The 19895-nt window shown below is 65.4% G+C and carries 23 protein-coding genes and 2 tRNA genes; 11 read left to right on the top strand and 14 right to left on the bottom strand.

Features of this window, described 5'->3' with window-relative positions:
* The first annotated feature begins 347 nt into the window (after positions 1–347).
* The 6 genes from OU426_RS17225 (at position 348) to OU426_RS17200 (ending at position 5306) form a co-directional block, all read left to right on the top strand.
* The gene (locus OU426_RS17225; RefSeq protein WP_267635375.1) at positions 348–2306 is read left to right on the top strand and encodes a bifunctional 2',3'-cyclic-nucleotide 2'-phosphodiesterase/3'-nucleotidase; all 1959 of its coding nucleotides are present in this window, start codon (positions 348–350) and stop codon (positions 2304–2306) included.
* Positions 2307–2451: 145 nt separating this feature from the next.
* The gene (locus OU426_RS17220; protein ID WP_267635374.1) at positions 2452–2931 is read left to right on the top strand and encodes an META domain-containing protein; all 480 of its coding nucleotides are present in this window, start codon (positions 2452–2454) and stop codon (positions 2929–2931) included.
* Positions 2932–3033: 102 nt separating this feature from the next.
* Positions 3034–3972 (top strand): DMT family transporter, encoded by a 939-nt coding sequence (locus tag OU426_RS17215; RefSeq protein WP_267635373.1) that lies wholly within the window; start codon positions 3034–3036, stop codon positions 3970–3972.
* Positions 3969–4535, top strand: coding sequence for a DUF4202 domain-containing protein (locus tag OU426_RS17210; RefSeq protein ID WP_267635372.1), 567 nt, complete (start codon positions 3969–3971; stop codon positions 4533–4535). Before OU426_RS17215 ends, OU426_RS17210 begins: the two co-directional genes overlap by 4 nt.
* A gap of 240 nt (positions 4536–4775) precedes the next feature.
* Positions 4776–4925 (top strand): hypothetical protein, encoded by a 150-nt coding sequence (locus OU426_RS17205; protein WP_267635371.1) that lies wholly within the window; start codon positions 4776–4778, stop codon positions 4923–4925.
* 36 nt (positions 4926–4961) lie between these two features.
* On the top strand, positions 4962–5306 hold the full coding sequence (locus OU426_RS17200) for a TfoX/Sxy family protein (RefSeq protein WP_267635370.1): 345 nt from the start codon (positions 4962–4964) through the stop codon (positions 5304–5306).
* Positions 5307–5318: 12 nt separating this feature from the next.
* On the opposite strand, the gene lipA is transcribed toward OU426_RS17200, so the two are convergent.
* Entirely contained in the window at positions 5319–6269 is a 951-nt protein-coding gene (gene lipA / locus OU426_RS17195; protein WP_267635369.1) for a lipoyl synthase, read from the bottom strand.
* A gap of 122 nt (positions 6270–6391) precedes the next feature.
* Between lipA and OU426_RS17190 the strand changes: the two genes are divergently transcribed.
* Together OU426_RS17190 and katG are read left to right on the top strand one after the other, a co-directional pair.
* Positions 6392–7075 (top strand): aquaporin, encoded by a 684-nt coding sequence (locus tag OU426_RS17190; protein WP_267635368.1) that lies wholly within the window; start codon positions 6392–6394, stop codon positions 7073–7075.
* 178 nt (positions 7076–7253) lie between these two features.
* A complete protein-coding gene (gene katG / locus OU426_RS17185; protein ID WP_267635367.1) occupies positions 7254–9476 on the top strand; it encodes a catalase/peroxidase HPI in 2223 nt (740 codons plus the stop codon).
* 113 nt (positions 9477–9589) lie between these two features.
* On the opposite strand, the gene OU426_RS17180 is transcribed toward katG, so the two are convergent.
* Entirely contained in the window at positions 9590–10906 is a 1317-nt protein-coding gene (locus OU426_RS17180; RefSeq protein ID WP_267635365.1) for an ATP-binding protein, read from the bottom strand.
* A gap of 46 nt (positions 10907–10952) precedes the next feature.
* Here OU426_RS17180 and OU426_RS17175 point away from each other — a divergent pair, with 46 nt between their 5' ends.
* The 3 genes from OU426_RS17175 (at position 10953) to OU426_RS17165 (ending at position 12422) form a co-directional block, all read left to right on the top strand.
* Positions 10953–11867 carry an MBL fold metallo-hydrolase gene (locus OU426_RS17175; protein ID WP_420712615.1) on the top strand — a complete coding sequence of 305 codons (915 nt, stop codon included), beginning with the start codon at positions 10953–10955 and terminating at the stop codon, positions 11865–11867.
* 81 nt (positions 11868–11948) lie between these two features.
* Positions 11949–12023 (top strand) — tRNA-Asn (locus OU426_RS17170).
* Between the two features lie 114 nt (positions 12024–12137).
* Positions 12138–12422: a hypothetical protein gene (locus tag OU426_RS17165; RefSeq protein ID WP_267635363.1), complete on the top strand. Its 285-nt coding sequence runs from the start codon at positions 12138–12140 to the stop codon at positions 12420–12422.
* Here OU426_RS17165 and OU426_RS17160 read toward each other — a convergent pair.
* From OU426_RS17160 to hisD, 12 genes are all read right to left on the bottom strand, one after another.
* A tRNA-Phe gene (locus OU426_RS17160) sits at positions 12423–12498 on the bottom strand.
* Positions 12499–12579: 81 nt separating this feature from the next.
* Entirely contained in the window at positions 12580–12756 is a 177-nt protein-coding gene (locus OU426_RS17155) for a DNA gyrase inhibitor YacG (protein ID WP_267635362.1), read from the bottom strand.
* A complete protein-coding gene (locus tag OU426_RS17150; RefSeq protein ID WP_267635361.1) occupies positions 12753–13799 on the bottom strand; it encodes a ribonuclease E/G in 1047 nt (348 codons plus the stop codon). The genes OU426_RS17155 and OU426_RS17150 overlap by 4 nt, the downstream gene beginning before the upstream one ends.
* Positions 13796–14380 carry a Maf family protein gene (locus OU426_RS17145; protein ID WP_267635360.1) on the bottom strand — a complete coding sequence of 195 codons (585 nt, stop codon included), beginning with the start codon at positions 14378–14380 and terminating at the stop codon, positions 13796–13798. The genes OU426_RS17150 and OU426_RS17145 overlap by 4 nt, the downstream gene beginning before the upstream one ends.
* 1 nt (position 14381) lies before the next feature.
* Positions 14382–14600 (bottom strand): translation initiation factor IF-1, encoded by a 219-nt coding sequence (infA, locus tag OU426_RS17140; protein WP_267635359.1) that lies wholly within the window; start codon positions 14598–14600, stop codon positions 14382–14384.
* A gap of 72 nt (positions 14601–14672) precedes the next feature.
* Positions 14673–15578, bottom strand: coding sequence for a carbon-nitrogen hydrolase family protein (locus tag OU426_RS17135; protein ID WP_267635357.1), 906 nt, complete (start codon positions 15576–15578; stop codon positions 14673–14675).
* A gap of 75 nt (positions 15579–15653) precedes the next feature.
* The gene (locus OU426_RS17130; protein WP_267635356.1) at positions 15654–16241 is read right to left on the bottom strand and encodes a GNAT family N-acetyltransferase; all 588 of its coding nucleotides are present in this window, start codon (positions 16239–16241) and stop codon (positions 15654–15656) included.
* On the bottom strand, positions 16238–16633 hold the full coding sequence (locus OU426_RS17125) for a ketosteroid isomerase-related protein (RefSeq protein ID WP_267635355.1): 396 nt from the start codon (positions 16631–16633) through the stop codon (positions 16238–16240). Before OU426_RS17125 ends, OU426_RS17130 begins: the two co-directional genes overlap by 4 nt.
* 165 nt (positions 16634–16798) lie before the next feature.
* Positions 16799–17464, bottom strand: a complete 666-nt coding sequence (locus tag OU426_RS17120; protein ID WP_267635354.1) for a hypothetical protein — start codon at positions 17462–17464, stop codon at positions 16799–16801.
* Positions 17465–17563: 99 nt separating this feature from the next.
* Positions 17564–18022 (bottom strand): arsenate-mycothiol transferase ArsC, encoded by a 459-nt coding sequence (locus tag OU426_RS17115; RefSeq protein ID WP_267635353.1) that lies wholly within the window; start codon positions 18020–18022, stop codon positions 17564–17566.
* 1 nt (position 18023) lies between these two features.
* Complete coding sequence (locus tag OU426_RS17110; protein ID WP_267635376.1) at positions 18024–18500, bottom strand: UPF0262 family protein; 477 nt, start codon at positions 18498–18500, stop codon at positions 18024–18026.
* Between the two features lie 78 nt (positions 18501–18578).
* Positions 18579–19880: a histidinol dehydrogenase gene (gene hisD, locus OU426_RS17105; RefSeq protein WP_267635352.1), complete on the bottom strand. Its 1302-nt coding sequence runs from the start codon at positions 19878–19880 to the stop codon at positions 18579–18581.
* Positions 19881–19895 lie beyond the last annotated feature (15 nt).

Here is a 19895-nt window from a genome sequence, read left to right as displayed (position 1 = left end):
AAGACCTTCCTGTCCGCTGTCGCCCTCGCCGCTACCGTCATGTTCTGGCTTTGACGGTCAATGAGTCTGGACCCTAGTCACGGATTGAATTTCCTCCTCGACTTGCAACATGGCGCCTGATCTCCCCTGCTAAAGAGGGCAAGCATAGGCCAACTCAGGCTTCCATGATACTCGAAGTTTCGCGCACCCCATTCAAAGGCAACTTCGTCCGCAAACCAGACCAACACGGTTTCGCGACACGACCCATTTTTCTTTCCGCGGCGCAATGCTGCCGACCGGCGCCTCCGGACTTGCCACACAACCGTTTCAGGTCTTCCATAGGCTGGTAGTCTGCCATGGAGGGAAAAATGTCTTTTCGACTGACACGCCGCGGGTTCATCGCCGGATCAACCGGCCTTCTGGTTCTGCACCCGTTTGCCGTCCGCGCCGAAGCGGGACAAGCGCATCTGCGGATCATGGAGACGACCGATCTGCATGTGCATGTGTTCCCCTACGACTATTATGCGGACAAACCGGTCGACACCGTGGGCCTCGCGCGCACCGCGAGCCTGATCGCCGCGATCCGGGCCGAGGCGACGAACTCGATCCTCCTCGACAATGGCGATTTCCTGCAGGGAAACCCGATGGGCGACTATATCGCCTATGAACGCGGGATGGACCCCGGCCAGATGCATCCGGTCATCTCGGCGATGAATACGCTTGGCTACGATGGCTCGACGCTGGGGAACCACGAGTTCAACTATGGCCTGCCCTTCCTCATGAATTCGGTCGCCGGGGCGAATTTCCCGGTGGTCTCGGCGAATGTGGCCAAGAAGGCCGGGGCCTCGCCGCGCGAGGATGAGACGCTTTTGCCGCCCTACACGATCATCGACCGCACGGTGACCGATGGCGCCGGGGCGGAACATTCGATCCGCATCGGCCTGATCGGCTTCGTGCCGCCGCAGATCATGAACTGGGACGCCAAGCACCTTGAGGGCAATGTCACCGCCCGCGATATCGTCACGTCCGCCAAGGCCTGGGTGCCGCAGATGCGCGAGGATGGCGCGGAACTGATCGTGGCCCTTTGCCATTCCGGCATGGGCGAACCGAACGCGGCAGACGGGGCGGAAAACGCCGCGATCGCGCTCGCCGCGGTCGAGGGGATCGATGTGATCCTGACCGGGCACAGCCACCTTGTCTTCCCCGGCGGGGATTTCGAGGCGCTCGCGGGCGTCGATACGGCGGCGGGAACCATTGCCGGCAAACCCGGGGTGATGGCGGGGTTCTGGGGCAGCCATATGGGGCTGGTCGACCTGCTGTTGGAGAAGCAGGAAGCGGGCTGGAAAGTGGTCTCGCACACCTCCGAGGCCCGGCCGATCTCGCAGCGCAACGAGGACCGTTCGATCACCGCGCTGGTCGAGGATACGCCCACGGTCCTTGCGGCAGCGCAGGCCGAACATGATGCGACGTTGGACTATGTCCGCCGCGCGGTGGGCAAGACCGATGCGCCGCTTTACAGCTATTTCGCGCTGGTGGCGGACGATCCATCCGTCCAGATCGTGTCGATTGCCCAGATGTGGTATATAAAACAGATGCTTGCAGGCACGGAACATGCCGACCTGCCGCTTCTGTCGGCAGCGGCGCCGTTCAAGGCCGGGGGGCGTCAGGGGCCCGAATATTACACCGATGTTCCGGCCGGCGATGTCGCGATCAAGAATGTGGCGGACCTTTATCTTTACCCCAATACGGTGCGCGCGGTCGTGATCACCGGGGCGCAGGTGAAGGACTGGCTGGAACGCTCGGCCGGCATATTCAACCAGGTTACTCCCGGTCAGGCCGACCAGCCGCTCATCAACCCGGACTTCCCCAGCTACAATTTCGACGTGATGGATGGGGTGACCTACCGGATCGACCTGTCGCAACCTTCGAAGTTCGACAAGGACGGTGCGGTGATCGCGGCCGATGCCAGCCGGATCGTGGACCTTGCCTACAATGGCGCGCCCATTGACCCGGCACAGCGCTTCGTCGTGGCCACCAACAACTATCGCGCGGCCGGGGGCGGCAAGTTCCCCGGCGCGGACGGGACGACCATCATCTTCGAGGGGCCCGACACCAACCGCGACGTGATCGTGCGCTATATCGTCGAACAGGGCACGATCAATCCGGCGGCCGACGCGAACTGGAGCTTCGCGCCACTGCCAGGGACGACGGCCCTCTTCGACACCGGGCCGGGCGGCACCAAGTATCTGGGCGACGTTAAGGGCGTTGCCATCGAGGCCGCGGGCGACGGCGCCGACGGCTATGCCCGCTTCCGGATCACGCTCTGACCAACGGGCGCGCCGGATAGACCCGGCGCGCCCTCCCCCAAATGTCTGCCGTTCTTCGTAGAACCGACAAAAAACTGCGACAGACCCAAGGAATGATCGCGCCCGTGCGTCGGAAAGACATATCCGCCGTACCAGGGAGAACGCGATGGATCTTGGACTTAGCCTCGGCACGCTTGCGCTCGTCGCCTTCCTGGCCATGCTCGACACGGCCTGGGCCTGCGTAACGCCGCCATTTGTCCCCGGTACGGCCGCGACGGAACAGGATCAAATCGATCCCCGCGTCGCCGACATCGCAGGTCTGATCTGGCGCGTCGAGCGGATCGGCGACACGCCCATGCCTGACGGCGTCTACCCGTTTGTCACCATCGCCGCCGACGGATCGGCCAGCGGCTCGCTCGTTTGCAACCAGTTCACCACCGATTATCCGATCGTCGGCCAGAAATTCGCTTTCGGCGCTTTCATGACCACCCGGGCCGCGTGCGAGGGCGACGGCGCGGCACTGGAAGAACGGCTGGTGCAGGCCCTGACCACAATCGAAGGCTTCAGCCTCAGCGAGGGCGGCTGGACGCTGATGCTTGAACGCGGCGAGGGCGCGGTGGAGCTGCGCCGTATCATCATGCGCTGATCGCGGTCGCCTTCGGGCAATCGCTGTCGTGAAAGTACGATCCGGGTTCCGGACTTCATCCTAGTGTGACATCATGGCCCGCCCCGGGCCCTTGGGTGCCCGATGGTCCTGCGATCCCGCCGCCTCAACGGCATCCTCTTCCTGCTCGCGGGGATCGCGGTCTTTTCGGTGCAGGACCTGATCCTGAAATTCCTCTCGGGCGCATACCCTTTGCATGAGGCGATGGTCATGCGCAGCCTTGCAGCGATCCCCGCACTGCTTCTGATGGCGGTCTGGGACGGCGGGCTTGCCACGCTCGCCTCGCGCGGCTGGCGGGCGATGGCGGCGCGGGGCGTGCTGAACTTCTGCGCCTATACCGCCTATTACCTCGCGCTGGCCGCCCTGCCGCTTGCGACCACCGTCGCCCTCTTCTTCACCGCGCCGCTCTTCATCACCGCGCTTTCCGTCCCCTTTTTGGGCGAGCGGGTGACAGGCGCCCGCTGGATGGCGCTCCTGACCGGTTTTGCAGGCGTTCTGATCATCGTGCGGCCCGGAAGCGCGCTATTCGACTGGGCGGCGCTTCTGCCGCTTCTGTCAGGGCTCTTCTACGCCGCCGCCCAGATCTTCGCCCGCCGCATGGGCGTGCGCGAAAGCGCGACCGCGATGAGCTTCTATTCCAACCTCGCATTCCTCGGCGGGGCGACGATTCTGTCTGCGATCTTCGGCGGTGGCGCTTTTGCCGAAGAGGGCCAGGCAAGCCTCGGCTTCCTCACACGCGGCTGGAGCGAGCCTTCGTTGCGCGACCTCTTCCTCATGCTCTCCTGCGGCGTCATCGCTGCCGTGGGCCTGACCTTCCTGACACAGGCCTACAAGCTCGCAGAGGCAAGCCTGGTGGCGCCTTTCGAATATACCGCATTGATCTGGGGCCTGACCTGGGGCTGGCTCTTCTGGCAGGACTGGCCGGAACCGATCGAATGGGCGGGGATCGCCGTGCTTGTGGCCGCCGGGCTGATCCTGCTTTATGGCGACAGACAAAGTGCAGGGCCCGAGCCACAGCCATGACCGAAGACCGCCTTGCCGCCACGCTTGCCGCCATCGATGCCGCTAATGCCGCCGACCCCGACCGGAGCGAGGGCGCACCGGCCGCGCTCCTCTACGGCCAGCGGATGACCGATGAACTGGACCGCCTCTTCCCCTCGGCTTCGGACATTCTGCGCATCGCCGCGCGCGGCCAGCATATCGAACGCTGGACCTCGCCGCGCAGCGTCTATCCCGAGGGCAAAGAGGGTTACCTCAACTGGCGCCGCGACCTCGGCGCCTTCCACGCCCGGCGGGTGGGAGAGATCATGGCAGCTCATGGCTACGGCGCCGACCAGGTCGAGCGTGTCGGCCAGATGATCCGCAAGGAAGGGATCAAGCGCGATGCCGATGTGCAGGCGCTTGAGGATGTCATCTGCTTCACCTTCCTGCGCTGGTATTTCAAGCCCTTCGCCGAAGGGCGCGACCCGGACGCGCTTTTGAAGATCGTCGAGAAGACGGCGCGCAAGATGTCCTCTGAAGCCCGCGCCCGGGCCCTGACCGAATTCGCCCTGCCCGAGCCGTTCGCAGCGGCGTTCCGGGGCTGACATCACGCCTTTCCGACAACAATGCTGCAAATTTGCGACAAATGCCGCAACTGTGGATAACTCCCGGCCGAAAGTCGCTTGCCTGCATCCAAACCTGTCGCAATCTCTATTGACGATGCCGCAAACCGACCCTATCTGCGCCGCGCCATTGCCGCGTGGATGCGGAAAGATGGTGAGGCAGAGAAGGGACGGCCGGGAAACGGCCGAAGAGTGGGTGCGAAGATGGACAAGGTGCAGCAGATGGGTGCGGCGCGTCCGGAGGACCGACAGGGCGATGAGCCCCGCCGCGTGCCGCAGGCGCGAGAAGGCCAGATGAGCCAGCAGGCTGGTGGCGGTCAGACGCCCCGCCAGATGCAGGCCACGCAGTTCAAGGACTGGGCGTCGATCTGATCTTGGGTGGCTCCGTGCCCTGAGCTAATCAGGGGCATGGCTTCACCTGTCTCATCGATTCCCAATCTCGGTCCTGCCTCGGAATCTGCCTTTGCGCGGGCGGGTATCCGCTCGGCCGAAGAGATCCGCGCCATGGGCGCCGATGCCGCCTATCTGAGGCTCCTGCAAACCGGCACCCAGCCGCATTTCATCGGCTATTACGTTCTGGTCATGGGTCTGCAGGGCCGGCCATGGAACGATTGCAAGGGCAAGGAAAAGGCCGACCTGCGGGTGAAGTTCGACGCGCTGAAGGCCGAGGCGGCCGCCCGGCCGAACGAGACCGGCGATCTGCACCGGCTTGAGAAGGTGTTGAACGAAATCGGACTGCGACCGCGGGCCTGACAGGTCTTCGCGTCAAGCGCGGCCGAGTTTTTCCAAACGCGCCGCCCGTAGCCGGGCGAAATCGTCGCCCGCATGATAGGACGAGCGGGTCAAGGGCGTGGCCGAAACCATCAGGAAGCCCTTGCCATAGGCCGAGGTCTCGTAGGCCTTGAACTCCTCGGGCGTGACGAACCGGTCGACGCGGTGGTGTTTGGGCGTCGGCTGCAAGTACTGACCGATGGTCAGGAAATCGACATCGGCCGCCCTCATGTCGTCCATGATCTGCAGAACCGCCTGACGATCCTCGCCAAGGCCCACCATGATGCCCGATTTGGTGAACATCGCCGGATCAAGCTCCTTCACCCGTTGCAAGAGCCTGAGCGAGTGGAAATAGCGCGCGCCGGGGCGGACGGACGGGTAGAGGCCCGGAACGGTTTCGAGATTGTGGTTGAAGACGTCGGGCCGCGCCTCGACCACCTTTTCCAGCGCCTCGGGGGCGCATTTCAGAAAGTCGGGCGTCAGGATCTCGATCGTGGTGCCAGGCGATCGGTGGCGGATCGCGCGGATCGTCTGGGCGAAGTGTTCCGCCCCGCCATCGTCCAGATCATCGCGGTCGACCGAGGTCACCACTACATGATTGAGCCCCAGCGTCTGGACGGCATGCGCGACCCGACCCGGTTCGAACTGGTCGAGCTGATTGGGCTTGCCGGTCGCGATATTGCAGAAGGAACAGCCGCGCGTGCAGATATCGCCCATGATCATCATGGTGGCGTGGCCCTGGCTCCAGCATTCGCCGACGTTGGGGCAGCCCGCTTCCTCGCAGACGGTGACGAGCTTGTTGGTCTTCAGAATGTCGCGGGTTTCCTTGTAGCCCGCCGATGTCGGCGCCTTCACCCGGATCCATGCCGGTTTCTTCGGCTGCGCCTGATCGGGACGGTGCGCCTTCTCGGGGTGACGCTCCTGTGGAATTTTGATGTCCCGCATCGGATTTTTCCCCTGAAAGGCCCGCGCCTCCCCCAATAAGGTCTCGTCTGCGGGAAGGCAACCGCGCCCGCCGCCTTCGGGCAGGAAAGTCAGGCTCCGGGGAAGGGGCCGCAGGAGGGACAATGACACGCAAACTCATCGCCGAAGTGATCGGCACCGCCATTCTGGTTCTGTTCGGCTGCGGATCGGCCGTCATCGCCGGGCCGGACATCGGCTTCACCGGCATTTCACTGGCCTTCGGCCTCGCCATCGTTGCCGCTGCTTACGGGCTCGGCGCCATTTCCGGCGCCCATCTCAACCCCGCCGTCTCCTTCGGCATGGTCTCTGCCGGCCGCATGTCGGTGGCCGAAGCCATCCAATATTCCATCGCGCAGATCGCGGGCGCCATCCTTGGTGCAGCCCTGCTTTACATGATCGCAAGCGGCAAGCCGGGCTTTGCGCTTGGCGAATGGGGCCTTGGGTCGAACGGCTATGGCCCCGGCTATCTGGGGGAATATACGCTTGGTGCGGCGCTCATCTTCGAGGCGGTGATGACCTTCCTCTTCGTCACCGTCATCCTTGGCGCCACCGGCACAGGCGCGGCGCCGGGCTTTGCCGGGCTGGCGATCGGCCTGACGCTCGCGGCGATCCACCTTGTCGGCATCAATGTCACCGGCGTTTCGGTGAATCCGGCCCGCTCGATCGGACCTGCGATCTTCGCAGGCGGCGCGGCGCTTGCGCAGCTTTGGGTCTTCATCGCAGCCCCGCTCGTAGGCGGCCTCGTCGCCGGGGCGCTCTACAAGGCCGGGATGACCCGCGCGGCCTGACGTCCCCAACATGCGTGCCAGCCCGTCCCCCCGGGCTGGCCGTTCCCTGCCGATCACGGGAAAGTTTTTTCGTGACCTCGGCGCTCCGGTCTTTTAGAATCATTCTAGATCGCCATGATGGCGCGCAACGGGTGGGCGAGCTCCTCCCGCAAGGATCAAAGAGACCAGGAGGAGTCCGATGGACGGCAACGATAGTCAGGGCAAATGCCCGGTCATGCATGGCGCCGCACGGCCCGCCACGCGCTTCAGCGGCCGGGGCAACCGGCATTGGTGGCCGAACCAGCTGAACCTCGCGATCCTGCATCAGCATCAGCCGGTGTCGAACCCGATGGGCGCGGAGTTCGACTACCGAGAAGCCTTCGGCAGGCTTGATTACAAGGCGCTGAAAGCCGACCTCGCGAAACTGATGACGGACAGCCAGGACTGGTGGCCCGCCGACTGGGGCCATTACGGTGGCCTGATGATCCGCATGGCCTGGCATTCGGCCGGCACCTACCGCACCGCGGACGGCCGCGGTGGCGCTTCGACAGGCACGCAGCGCTTTGCGCCGCTCAATTCCTGGCCAGACAACGGCAACCTCGACAAGGCGCGCAGGCTGCTGTGGCCGATCAAGCAGAAGTACGGCAATACGATTTCCTGGGCCGATCTGATGATCCTTGCGGGCAACGTTGCGCTTGAATCCATGGGGTTCAAGACCTTCGGCTTCGGCGGCGGGCGCGCCGATGTCTGGGCACCGGAAGAGGACATCTACTGGGGCGCCGAAACCGAATGGCTTGCGACCTCGGACAAGGAAAACAGCCGCTATTCTGGAGAGCGCACACTGGAAAACCCCCTCGCCGCGGTGCAGATGGGCCTGATCTACGTGAACCCGCAGGGACCGGACGGTGTGCCCGACCCGGTCGCCTCGGGCCGCGACGTGCGCGAGACTTTCGCACGCATGGCGATGAACGACGAGGAAACCGTGGCGCTGGTCGCGGGCGGTCACACGTTCGGCAAGGCGCATGGCGCGGGCGATGCCGCGCTTGTCGGAGGCGACCCGGAAGCCTCGCCGCTTGAAGCGATGGGTTTTGGCTGGGCCAACAAGTTCGGCACCGGCAAGGGCATCCACACCACCACCTCCGGCTTCGAAGGCGCTTGGAAACCCAATCCCACCACCTGGGACATGGGCTATTTCAACATGCTGTTCAAATATGAATGGGAACAGGCCACAACCCCGGCGGGCGCCATCGTCTGGCTTGCCAAGGATGTCGAGCCGCAAGACATGATCCCCGACGCGCATGACCCTTCGATCAAGCATCGCCCGATGATGACGACGGCGGACCTTTCGCTGCGCTTCGATCCGATCTACGGGCCGATCTCGCGCCGGTTCCACATGAACCCCGGCCAGTTCGCCGATGCTTTCGCCCGCGCCTGGTTCAAGCTTACGCACCGCGACATGGGGCCGAAGAGCCTTTATCTCGGTCCGGAAGTCCCGGCCGAAGATTTGATCTGGCAAGACCCGGTCCCCGCGCGCACCCATGCGCTCATCGACGCGACCGACATTGCTGCGCTGAAGAAAGCAATTCTCAGCTCGGGGCCCAAGGCCTCCGACCTCATCTTTACCGCCTGGGCCTCGGCCTCGACCTTCCGCGGGTCGGACAAGCGCGGTGGCGCGAACGGCGCCCGCATCGCACTCGCGCCCCAGAAGGACTGGGAGGTGAACGAGCCCGCCCGCACCGGCCCGGTAATCGCGGCGCTGAAGAAGGTTCAGGCCGATTTCAACGCCAAGGCCACCGGCGGCAAGGCGGTGTCGCTCGCCGACCTCATCGTGCTCGCGGGCTCGGCCGCGGTCGAACAGGCAGCGATTGCTGCGGGCCATCCGGTCGAGGTGCGCTTCACCCCCGGCCGCATGGATGCGACCGACGCACAGACCGATGCCGAAAGCTTTGCCGCGCTGGAACCCGAAGCCGACGGTTTCCGCAACTGGCAGCGCCACGCCTACCGCACCACCGCCGAGGAAATGCTGGTCGACAAGGCGCAGCTCCTGACACTCTCCGCCCCGGAAATGACGGTGCTGGTCGGCGGCCTCAGGGTGCTTGGCGCCAATCACGGCGGCAATGCCCAAGGGGCTTTCACCAAGCGGTCGGGCGCCCTGACCCAGGACTTCTTCACCGAGGTTCTGGACATTGCCACCAGCTGGACCCCGACCTCAGACAGTGCCGAGGCGTTCGAGGGCCGCGACCGGGCGACCGGCGCGCAGAAATGGCAGGCAAGCCGCGTCGATCTGGTGTTCGGTTCGAACTCGCAGCTGCGCGCGCTGGCCGAGGTCTATGCACAAGGCGACAATGCCGCGAAATTCGTCCGCGATTTCGCCAGCGCCTGGTCCAAGGTGATGGAACTCGACCGTTTCGACCTCAGATGACCCCGAAGGGCCTGCCATGTGCGGGCCTTTCCCTCCGGCGGGCCCCGTCGGGCATGTCATGCACGACTCGTGCCGCGCCCAGACGCGGCACGACGTGACCGGGGAGGCCCGGCCTATCGGGCGAGGATCAGTTCCGCCTTCAAACCACCGAGCCGTTCGCTCTCGCCCAGCCTGAGGCTCCCGCCATGACTCCGTGCAATATCGGCGGTGATGGCAAGCCCCAGCCCGACGCCCGAGCCCTGATCCTGATTGCGTCCGGGAACCAGCCGCACGAAAGGCTTCAACGCTTCCTCGCGCTTGTCCTCGGGAATCCCCGGCCCGTCATCCTCGATCGTGAAACGTACGGATTTTTCCAGGATCGCCACCGACACTTCGGCCATCCCACCATAGGTCACCGCGTTCGAGATGAGATTGTCGAGCGCGCGCCGGACCGCGCCCGCCCGCCACAGCGCCACGCCCTCACCGACAGCGCCCTGGAAGATCACATGCCGCCCCATCCGATGTGCATCGTCGACCGCGCGGCGCGCAAGCTCCGCTGGATCGACCTCCTCGGCATCGCCCTCAAGCGCATCGGTGCGGGCGAAGGCCAGAAATCCGTCCAGCATCCGACGCATGTCCTCGACATCGCGCTCAAGCGCCTGCACCTCTTCGCCGTCCCCCAGCATCGCCAGACCAAGCTTCAGCCGGGTGAGCGGCGTGCGCAGATCATGACTGACACCCGAAAGCATCTGTGTACGTTGCTCCATCTGCCGCTCGATCCGCGCCCGCATGTCCAGAAACGCCGCCCCCGCCGCCCGGACCTCTGATGCCCCCGCGATCCGGTAGGGCACGGTCCGCCCCTTGCCGAACGCCTCAGCCGCGACCGCCAGCCGCCGGATCGGCCTGAGCTGGTTGCGCAAGAAGACGAAGGCGACCAGCGTCATCAGCGCCCCGGTCGCCAGCATATAGACCAGAAGCTGGTGAGGGTTGCGCGCCGTCACCCGATTGCGGCTGAACTGCAACTGATAGGGCCCGTGCGGGCTGTCGAACGACAGCCGCACCGTTCGCAGATCGGACAGATCGACGCCCTTCAGGCTCTCGAACGCCTCGCGCAACGTGCGGATCACCACCCGCCCGGAAAAATCGTAGAAAACGCGGCCGTCCTCGGTCTGAACCTCGTCCTGACGCGTCAGGACGAGCCCCAGACCGCTCGCCCGGCTCGCGGCCGCCGCAAAGCCCGCCTCGGCCGAGGCCGCGCCCCGCAGCTCCGTCTCGATCATCCGCAGTTCGGGCATGATGTTGCGCGACATCTGCTGGGTGACATCGGTGAAATAGCGCTGGACAAACAGCACCGAGACCACCAGTTGGATGGTCAGGATCGGCAGGATCAGGATAAGCGCCGCCCGGCCGTAAAGACCCTTGGGCAGAAATTGCTTGAGCCAGTCGAACATGATCCAAGCCTAGCGGCAGGCGCGGAGGGAGGAAAGCCTCATGCCCATCGATGCGCCCCCTGCCCCGCCCGGCGTTGCCGAATGGCTGCGCCCCGCGCAGAACGGCGGCCTGAGGCGCGTTCTGGCGCCCAATCCCTCGCCCATGACCGGCCGCGGCACCAACTCCTACATCATCGGCACCGGCAGCGTCGCCCTGATCGACCCCGGCCCCGATGACGACCGCCATCTCGCCGCCCTCATTGCCGCACTCGAACCCGGCGAACGGATCAGCCATATCTTCGTCACCCATGCCCACCGAGACCATTCCGCCCTCGCCCCCCGCCTATCTGCCGCCACCGGCGCGCCGGTCCTCGCCTTCGGAGATGCCACCGCGGGCCGCTCGCCGCTGATGGAGGATCTCGCCCGCCGCGAGCCGCCAACCGGCGGCGAAGGCGCCGACCGCAATTTCCGGCCGGACAGCCTCCTCTCTGACGGCGACCTCATTAGCCAGGGCGACTGGTCGCTCACTGTGCTCCACACCCCGGGCCATTTCGGCAATCACCTGTGCTTCAGCTGGCAGGGCGAAGTCTTCTCCGGCGATCACGTGATGGGCTGGTCGACCTCGATCGTCGCGCCCCCCGACGGCGACATGGGCGCCTATATGCGCTCGCTCGACCGGCTCGCCGCGGCCTGCCCCACGCGCCTCTGGCCCGGTCACGGTGATCCGGTCCTGTCCCCCCTCGACCGGATTGCGGAACTGACCCTCCATCGTCAGGCCCGTGCCCGCGCCATCACAGACGCCCTGCGCGCCGGCCCGGCGACACCGCTTGATCTCGCCCGGCTGATCTATACTGACACGCCAACCACGCTCCTCGGCGCCGCGGCCCTGAACACATTCGCACATCTGATTGAATTGTCAGAGAAAAATGAGATTTCTGCCGAAGGCGATCTTCGCTTCTCGGCCCGCTTTCACCTCACCTGACCACCGACCACCAAACCGGCCAAAAAACTTGGAATACCCACTGGACGCCCCCCGGGCCACTTGCTATATCGCCCCCGGTGTTCCGGCGTAGCTCAGCGGTAGAGCAGTTGACTGTTAATCAATTGGTCGTAGGTTCGATCCCTACCGCCGGAGCCAAAAACCCGCGATATAGAAAGAATTTCGCACTAAGTTTGCGATAAGTTTCACGCCTTTGCCATGCTCTCGTCGGCAATTCGCAAGCGCACCTGCGAACACTCACTGGAGATGGCCATGGCAATGTCCCCCAAGGAATTTCGCCGCCAAGTCGTCGCGCCGAATCTTGATGAGTACGACAAAGAATACGACAAGATTCATCGTGCATTTAACGCCGTCGCAGCTGTAGACGCCTACGCCGCGCATATCTATCAGGCAGCAGAGGACGCGGCCATCGATCCATTTGCAGCACTTGTCCCTCCGCCACCCACAACGCCGGATTACACCTCATTTCGACAGGCGCTCGCCGGCCAGCGCCCGATCTGTCGACATCCTCGACTGCTTGCTTTCTTGGGGAAGTGATGGTGCCCAGAGCCGGAATCGAACCAGCGACACGCGGATTTTCAATCCGCTGCTCTACCAACTGAGCTATCTGGGCACCGGGTCCGGGTCTTGCCGTCCGGGGTGGCGCGGTCTTAGCCGGGCGGGCGGGGGCTGTCCAGAGGGTTTGGCGAAAATTTCAGTGTTTCGGCGGGGTCGTGTCGGTGTCTTGCGGAAGCGCCTCATCCTCGACCGCCTCGCCGGGAATGACATAGGATCCGCTCAGCCAGCGGCCGAGGTCGATGTCGGCGCAGCGCTTGGAACAGAAGGGCCGGTATTTCGGGTCCCCGTCCTTCTGGCAGACCGGGCAGCTCATGCCGTGCCCCTTGCCAGATCGGCCAGCGCGATCCGGTCACGCTTGCGCTGGATCTCGTAATTCCCCAGAGGTGTCCAGCCCGCCAGAACCGTCTCCGCCGCCTCGCCGCGAAAGGCAGTCTTCAGCTGCTGATCCAGCGCCGCGCGGTCCTTTTTCGGCATCGGTGCGAAATCGACGATCACCTGACCGCCGAGGCCCCTCAGCCGCAGCTGGCGCGGCAGGTCGCGGGCCGCCGCGATATTGGCCTTGAGGCTCGCGGCGGGCGAGGTATCGGCACCGGTGTTCACATCGACGGCGACGAAGGCCCGGGTCGGCTCGACCGCCATATGGCCGCCACCCGGCAGCGCGACGACAGAGGTCAGAAGCGCGTCGATCGCCTCCTCGATCCCGTGGGCGGCGAAAGCCCCCGGCCCGTCCGCCACCTCGTCCGGCTCCGGATCGGCCCAGTCGCGCCAGGCCTCCTCATGCGGGCCCGGCGCATCGACCAGCAGTTCCGGCGCGCCCGAGGTATCCGCCATCACCGCCTCGGCCAGTTCCCGCGTCGCAGCGATATCGGCCGCAATCTCCTCGTCATCGGCGCCTTCCGCCGCCGACCGGACGATCAGACCAAATCCCGACCCGTCCATGCCCGCCTCGGCCAGCGCCGCCAGCCGGGCACGCTCCTCCTCGTCCTTCACCCGGCGCGAGATATTGAGGCCCGGCGCCATTGGCGTCACGATCACATGCCGCGATTTGAAGAGGATGCGTGTCGTGACCGGCAGGGCCTTGCCCGCCTCGGCCCGACCCGTCACTTGCACCAGCACCGATTGCCCGGGCGCGAGTCCACCGGTTTCGCGCAGGAAGCCTCTCTGGCCGTCCGGCAGACGCAGAAAGACCCCGCCCTGCCCCTTCATTTGCCGGTCCACCGTCCCACGCAGGACCGCCCCCGGCGCAAACATCTCGTCCTCGGGCGCGATCAGCAAATCTTCCAGCCGCCCGTCGACCATAAGGGCAGCGGCCTCCCGGCCCCGCCATTCGCCCAGCACGACGACCCGGCCCTTCATGCCCGCCATCCCCCATGCAGATCGACGCCCGCCGCCGCCAGAAGATGCGCGGTCTCGGCGACCGGCAGGCCGACGACGCCGGTGAAAGACCCCTTCAGCCAGGGGATCATCGCCCCGAACCGGCCCTGGATCGCATAGGCCCCTGCCTTGCCCTGCCATTCGCCCGACGCCAGATAGGCGTTCACCTCGGCGTCCGACAAAGCCTTGACCTTCACTTCCGTATCCACGAGCCGTTCCCAGATCCGCGCGCCCCGCCGCACCGCGACGGCGGTCAGCACATGATGCCGCCGCCCCGACAGCGCCCACAGGAACTCCGCCGCCTCGCCCGCGCTCTCAGGCTTGCCCAGAATACGGCGACCAACGGCAACCGTGGTATCGGCGCACAGCACCGCCTCGTCCGGCGCAGCTTCCAAAGCCAAAGCCTTCTCACGCGCCATCCGCGCGACATAGGCGCGGGGCAATTCGCCCTTCCGGGGTGTCTCGTCGATATCGGGCGCGCGCACCGCGTCGGGCGTCAGCCCAAGCTGCGCCAGAAGCTCCCTCCGGCGCGGGCTGGCCGAGCCGAGGACGAGCTTGACCATCTTACTTGAAGCGATAGTTGATCCGCCCCTTGGTCAGGTCATAGGGCGTCATCGTCACCTGAACCTTGTCGCCCGCCAGAACGCGGATCCGGTTCTTGCGCATCTTTCCTGCCATCGTGGCGATGATCTCATGGCCGTTCTCAAGCTCGACCTTGAATGTCGCGTTGGGCAGGAGTTCACGCACGACACCGGGGAATTCGAGCTCGTCATCCTTGGCCATGGTCACTCCATAATGAATTACCCGCGGCAATTCCCGCGGGCGCGCCCTAAATGCGCCCCTTCCCCCGGTTTTTCAAGCGCGTTTCGCCCCGGGGCCCCGGATTTCCAGATTTTTCGCGGGCGCGAGCTGCTCGGGCCAATGCGAAAGGTTCAAAACGCCGCCGTCAGCCCGAACCGCCGCAATCGCCTCCAGCGAGACATCGGCATAGACCCAGCCAGCTTCGCCCAAACCACCCTCGGCCAGAATGCCCTCGGGCGGAAAGCCGCGATCCGGCGGCCCGTAGACCGAGGCGCGACCGGTGTTCAACTCCATCCCCGCGCACCAGTCGGCCGCGCCCACCACCGGCGCGTGGACGCAGATCATCTGCCCCTCCAGCGCCCGCGCCATCGCGCCCACCCTGACCCGGGTGAAGCCCGCAAGCGTCTCTGTCGCCGACGGCACCAGCAGGATTTCACACCCGGCCTCGGCCAGCGCGCGCGCCGGCAGGGGAAATTCGCTATCATAGCAGATCGAAATCCCGATCCGCGCGATTGGCGTCTCGAAAAGCCGTTGCACTTCTCCCGCCACCATCCGCCAGGGATCACGTTCCCAGCGCGTCATCATCACCTTGTCCTGATGGCCGAGAATGCCCTCCGGCCCGTAGAAGGTCGCGCGGTTCACCGGCCGTGACGGGTGCAGGGCCGCATCGAACACCGGACCCGACCCGCCCAGAATATGAACCCCGTGCTCCGCCGCCAGACGGACATGCACCACATCCGCGGCCGCCCGGTGGCGCGACGCCTCATGCAACGCCTCCTCCTGATCGGCCGCAACCGCAGCCCCGCCCAGCGAGGCCAGCTCCATCGCGCCATATTCGGGAAAGACCAGCAGTTCCGCCCCCGCGCCCGCCGCCTCCGCGACCCATCGGGAAAGCTTCGCCTCGTACTCCGCGAACCGGTCGAACCAGGACAGGGGATAGGCCGCCGCCGCAATCTTCATTCCGCTTTCCCTCTTTCGTTCGCAAATATCCTCGGGGGAGCGCGAGGGGGCAGACAGCCCCCTCGCCCATCTCCCTCACAAGGCGCGGAACCAGACCTGCAACTGTTTGCGCGTCTCTTCCGTGGCCCCGATATCCCGCCAGCCATATTCCGCAAAGACCCCTTCCAACGGCGCATAGCCCCGGCCCTGCCAGAAAGCGTCATTGGTACGGAAGCTCACGGGCCTAAGCGGATGATCCTCCGGCCGTTTCACCGAACAGAAGGCCATGTATTTCCGCCCCAACGCGCGGGCCTTCGCCTCGCGCGCATCGAAGAAGGCATGCCCGATCCCCCGGCCCCGGTATTCTGGCAGCAATACGGATTCCGCGCAGTAATAGACCTCCTCCAGCGCATAGCCGAGCGCCAGAAGCGGCGCGCCCAGTTCCTCGGCATGATCCTCCATCGGCGCGGCGGTGGACACTCCGACCAGCCGCGTCCCGTCAAAGGCGCCCACGACCAGGCTGTCGCGACTGTCGAGATAGGCGGAAAGATATCTCCGCTCATATTCCAGATCGCCGTCATAGAGGTAGGGCCAGTCGCGGAAGACGGCGATCCTCAATCGCGCCACTTCGTCAAGCGCGGCCGCGAAAGCCTCCCTGGTCAGGACATGGACTTCAGTGCTCATGACACCTGCCGGATCCAGTCGGCGAGGTTGTAATAGGTCGTCACCCGGGTAATCAGCCCGTCCTTCAGCGTGAAGAACCCGCCCGCGGGCAGGATGTAACTCTGGCCCCGCGCCTCCGGCAGGCCCGGATCGGTCTTCAGGTAGGTGCCGTTCACGGTGAATTCGGCCGCCCCGCGTGTGCCGTCCTCGCTCGCGAAGATCACCATGTCGGTCAGGGTCTCGCGGTAAGTCTCGCTCATATGGCGGCAGAAGTCTGCGAAGGCCGCCTTGCCCAGCCGCGCCGCGCCCTCGTTCACGTGATGGGTGAAGTCCGCGTGCAGCGTGGCGAGCATCGCGTCGATGTCGCCTTGGTTGAACGCCTCGTAATAGCGCGCGATCGTCGTCTGGCTCATGGTCCCTCCCCGGCATGCTTGCCCCGGCGCTGCGGCGCCGAAGCTGTCAGGCATGCCTAGCGCGGCTATCCCGGCCCGGGCAAGACCGGGCAAGACCCCTTGGCCGAGATTTGCGACAGCCAGCCGCGCCGCTGGCGGGACCGTTCGCCCGGTCAGTTCTCCCGATCAGTTCACAGGGCAGGCGCAGTCCTGCACCACCCCACGCGCCGTCGTATCCAGCGGCAAGAGCCGGAACGGCCCCACCCGGTAGATCTCCTCCAGATAGCTGTCGGTCGCGCCATCCGACCCGATCAGCTCGACCGGCGTCTGAACCTTCTCGACCGTCGCGGCGAGCGGCTCACCATGGTTCAGCCAGCCCGCGTCCAGCACCATCTGGCCGTCCTTGAACTGCCATGTGCCGGTGTAGGGCCGCTTGGCATAGTCGAACTGGAAGGTCCCGTCCTTCTCGATCCGGAAGAAGCCGCGCGCGATCACCGCATCCTCGCCCCGATCGTCCTTGCCCATGACCTCGGCCCAGTTCACGACATAGCTGTCCTGACCCTCGCAAATCGCGGGCCGCGCCACCGGCGCAAGCGAGGCCAGGTCCCATTTTTCCTCGTAGATCGCCTCCATGACGGCGTCCTCGCTGGTCAAGGGCTCGCTTTTTTCCAGATCATAGCGCACGCGGCGCTCGGTCTGCTGGTCTTCCTCATTGCCGCTGTCGTCATTATTGTCGCCCGGCGCGAGGAACGGATCGCAAAGCGCGACCTCGGTCGGCGTCTGGCCATTGGCCAGTGCCGCAGGCCCCACGGCCACGGAAATCAGGATGAAAAGTCCGGGATTGAATCGCATCTGATGCCCCACTGATACAGCTACCCGGGCGGCAGGCTAGCACGCGCGCGCGCGGCGGCCAAGGAAGTGTCACGCGCACCGAAACAATAAGTTCGTGGGTCAGCTTTCGGTCGGCGGGCCGAAACGTTCCAGCATCCGCGCCTTGATCTGGTCGCGCGCCTGCCGGTAGGCGGCGAGCTTGGCCTCCCGGGTCTCGCCGATGCCGGTCGGATCGAGGATCGGCCAATATTCGACGTCGAGATGGAAGAAGCGGGTGAATTCCAGCGCCTGCCTTTGGCTCGCGGGCGACAGAGCCACCACGAGGTCGAAGCCCGACAGATCGTCGCCCCAGTCGCGCATCTCCTCGAAGGACCGCGAGCGGTGGCGCGACAGTTCGATCCCCAGTTCCTGACAGACCGCGACCGAGAAACCGTCGATTTCCATATCGTTATGCACACCCGCCGACTGCACATAGGCGGCATGACCGTAGAATTTCTTCATCATCCCCTCGGCCATGGGCGAGCGGACGGCATTATGGTCGCAGCAGAAGAGCACCGAACTCGGGAACTTCCCCGTCAACTCATCCCCCGAAATGCAGGACGCAGATCAGCGTGAACAGCCGCCGCGCCGTGTCGATGTCGAGGTCGGCCTTGCCCTCCAGCCGTTCCTGCAGGGTGCGCGCGCCTTCATTGTGAATGCCGCGCCGCGCCATGTCGATCGCCTCGATCTGGGCGGGCGGCAGGCGTTTCACCGCATCGAAATAGGAAGCGCAGATCTGGAAGTAATCCTTCACCACCTGCCGGAAGGGGCCAAGCGACAGGTGGAATTCCGCCACCTTCTCGCCCGCTTCGGAGGCCAGATCGAAGACGAGCCGGCCCTCGCGGATCGCCAACCCCAGCCGAAAGGGGCCGGGGAAATCCAGGCCGTTCTTTCCGGGAAGGGCGAAAGAATTATCCTCCAGAAGGTCGAAGATCGCGACCTTTCTTTCCTGCTCGATCTCCGGCGTCGGCGGCGCGAGGCCGCGGTCGTCGATCTCGATATGGCAGATGCGGGTCATGGCCAGCCTCTCATCCTCCCGGCCGGCAAGGACCCGGGACATTCGCTTGGCCCTTCAAAACCGGGAATATCGCCCCCGTCAAGCGTTCAGACGGTCCAGACGGGCCTGAACCGACAGACCATGCGCCGAAAGGCTCTCTGACGTTGCAAGCCGCACGGCGGCCGGGCCGATCGCGCGCAGCGCCTCGGGCGACATGCGGGCGATGGTGGTGCGCTTGAGGAAATCCATGACCGAAAGGCCGGACGAAAACCGCGCCGAGCGCGCCGTCGGCAGCACATGGTTCGGCCCGCCGACATAATCGCCGATCGCTTCGGGCGTCCAGGCGCCAAGGAAGATCGCGCCCGCGTGGGTGATCTTTGCCGCCAGCGCCTCGGGGTCGGCGACGCACAGCTCCAGATGCTCCGGCGCCACCCGGTTCGAAAGCTCCGCCGCCTCGGCCATGTCACGCACCGTGATCACCGCGCCATAGTCGCGCCACGAGGCCCCGGCAATCGCCCGGCGCGGCAGGCTTTCCAGCCGCTTGTCGACAGCCGCCGCGACCCTCTGCCCGAACTCCGCATCATCGGTCACAAGGATCGCCTGCGCGCTTTCATCATGCTCGGCCTGGCTCAACAGATCGAGCGCCAGCCAGTCCGGATCATTGTCCCGATCCGCGATAATGAGAATTTCCGACGGCCCGGCGATCATGTCGATCCCCACGCGCCCGAAGACGCGGCGCTTGGCGGCGGCCACATAGGCATTGCCCGGCCCGGTTATCTTGTCGACCGGCTGCACCGTCTCCGTCCCGTAGGCCAAGGCCGCAATCGCCTGCGCTCCACCGATCCGGTAGACCCTGTCCACGCCTGCCAGCCGCGCCGCCATCAGGACCAGCGGATTGACCACCCCCCCCGGCGTCGGACAGGCCACGACCAGCCGCCCCACGCCCGCCACCTTCGCCGGGATCGCATTCATCAGGACCGACGAGGGATAGGAGGCAAGTCCCCCCGGCACATAAAGCCCCGCCGCCGAAACCGGCCCCCAGCGCCAGCCAAGCTCCACCCCCTCGGGGTCGGTCCAGCGCTGATCTTGCGGCATCTGCCGGACGTGATAGGCGCGGATGCGCTCGGCCGCGAGTTCCAGCGCCGCCCGGTCCTCGGACGACACTTTCGCACATTCTGCCTCGATTTCGCTGTCCGAGAAAGCCAGCGTACCGGGCGTCAGCTCAAGCCGGTCAAAGCGCGCCGTCAGCTCGATCAGCGCCCGGTCACCCCGCGCCCGCACATCCTCGATGATCGCCGCCACCGCCTGATCCACATCCGGCGCATCCTCGCGCTTGGTGGTCAGAAAGGCCGCGAAGGCCGCATCAAAGCCGGGGTCGGCGGAATTCAGGAACTGCGGCATGGGCTTTCTCCTTCC

Origin of the sequence: Frigidibacter sp. RF13 (assembly GCF_026626305.1) — a bacterium.
Classification (GTDB): Bacteria; Pseudomonadota; Alphaproteobacteria; order Rhodobacterales; family Rhodobacteraceae; genus TMP-24.
Note: the sequence above shows the minus strand (reverse complement) of the source record. Positions and strands in the feature narration are given on the sequence as shown.

Excerpts from the sequence above, each read along its gene's own strand:
- OU426_RS17225 (WP_267635375.1), top strand. The coding sequence starts at position 348 with ATGTCTTTTCGACTGACACGCCGCGGGTTCATCGCCGGATCAACCGGC.
- OU426_RS17135 (WP_267635357.1), bottom strand. The coding sequence starts at position 15,578 with ATGAAGATTGCGGCGGCGGCCTATCCCCTGTCCTGGTTCGACCGGTTC.
- OU426_RS17125 (WP_267635355.1), bottom strand. The coding sequence starts at position 16,633 with ATGAGCCAGACGACGATCGCGCGCTATTACGAGGCGTTCAACCAAGGC.
- OU426_RS17220 (WP_267635374.1), top strand. The coding sequence starts at position 2,452 with ATGGATCTTGGACTTAGCCTCGGCACGCTTGCGCTCGTCGCCTTCCTG.
- OU426_RS17210 (WP_267635372.1), top strand. The coding sequence starts at position 3,969 with ATGACCGAAGACCGCCTTGCCGCCACGCTTGCCGCCATCGATGCCGCT.
- OU426_RS17190 (WP_267635368.1), top strand. The coding sequence starts at position 6,392 with ATGACACGCAAACTCATCGCCGAAGTGATCGGCACCGCCATTCTGGTT.
- OU426_RS17145 (WP_267635360.1), bottom strand. The coding sequence starts at position 14,380 with ATGGTCAAGCTCGTCCTCGGCTCGGCCAGCCCGCGCCGGAGGGAGCTT.
- OU426_RS17150 (WP_267635361.1), bottom strand. The coding sequence starts at position 13,799 with ATGAAGGGCCGGGTCGTCGTGCTGGGCGAATGGCGGGGCCGGGAGGCC.
- hisD (WP_267635352.1), bottom strand. The coding sequence starts at position 19,880 with ATGCCGCAGTTCCTGAATTCCGCCGACCCCGGCTTTGATGCGGCCTTC.
- OU426_RS17205 (WP_267635371.1), top strand. The coding sequence starts at position 4,776 with ATGGGTGCGGCGCGTCCGGAGGACCGACAGGGCGATGAGCCCCGCCGC.
- katG (WP_267635367.1), top strand. The coding sequence starts at position 7,254 with ATGGACGGCAACGATAGTCAGGGCAAATGCCCGGTCATGCATGGCGCC.
- OU426_RS17180 (WP_267635365.1), bottom strand. The coding sequence starts at position 10,906 with ATGTTCGACTGGCTCAAGCAATTTCTGCCCAAGGGTCTTTACGGCCGG.
- OU426_RS17130 (WP_267635356.1), bottom strand. The coding sequence starts at position 16,241 with ATGAGCACTGAAGTCCATGTCCTGACCAGGGAGGCTTTCGCGGCCGCG.
- OU426_RS17110 (WP_267635376.1), bottom strand. The coding sequence starts at position 18,500 with ATGACCCGCATCTGCCATATCGAGATCGACGACCGCGGCCTCGCGCCG.
- infA (WP_267635359.1), bottom strand. The coding sequence starts at position 14,600 with ATGGCCAAGGATGACGAGCTCGAATTCCCCGGTGTCGTGCGTGAACTC.
- OU426_RS17155 (WP_267635362.1), bottom strand. The coding sequence starts at position 12,756 with ATGAGCTGCCCGGTCTGCCAGAAGGACGGGGACCCGAAATACCGGCCC.
- OU426_RS17120 (WP_267635354.1), bottom strand. The coding sequence starts at position 17,464 with ATGCGATTCAATCCCGGACTTTTCATCCTGATTTCCGTGGCCGTGGGG.
- OU426_RS17215 (WP_267635373.1), top strand. The coding sequence starts at position 3,034 with ATGGTCCTGCGATCCCGCCGCCTCAACGGCATCCTCTTCCTGCTCGCG.
- OU426_RS17200 (WP_267635370.1), top strand. The coding sequence starts at position 4,962 with ATGGCTTCACCTGTCTCATCGATTCCCAATCTCGGTCCTGCCTCGGAA.
- OU426_RS17165 (WP_267635363.1), top strand. The coding sequence starts at position 12,138 with ATGGCAATGTCCCCCAAGGAATTTCGCCGCCAAGTCGTCGCGCCGAAT.
- lipA (WP_267635369.1), bottom strand. The coding sequence starts at position 6,269 with ATGCGGGACATCAAAATTCCACAGGAGCGTCACCCCGAGAAGGCGCAC.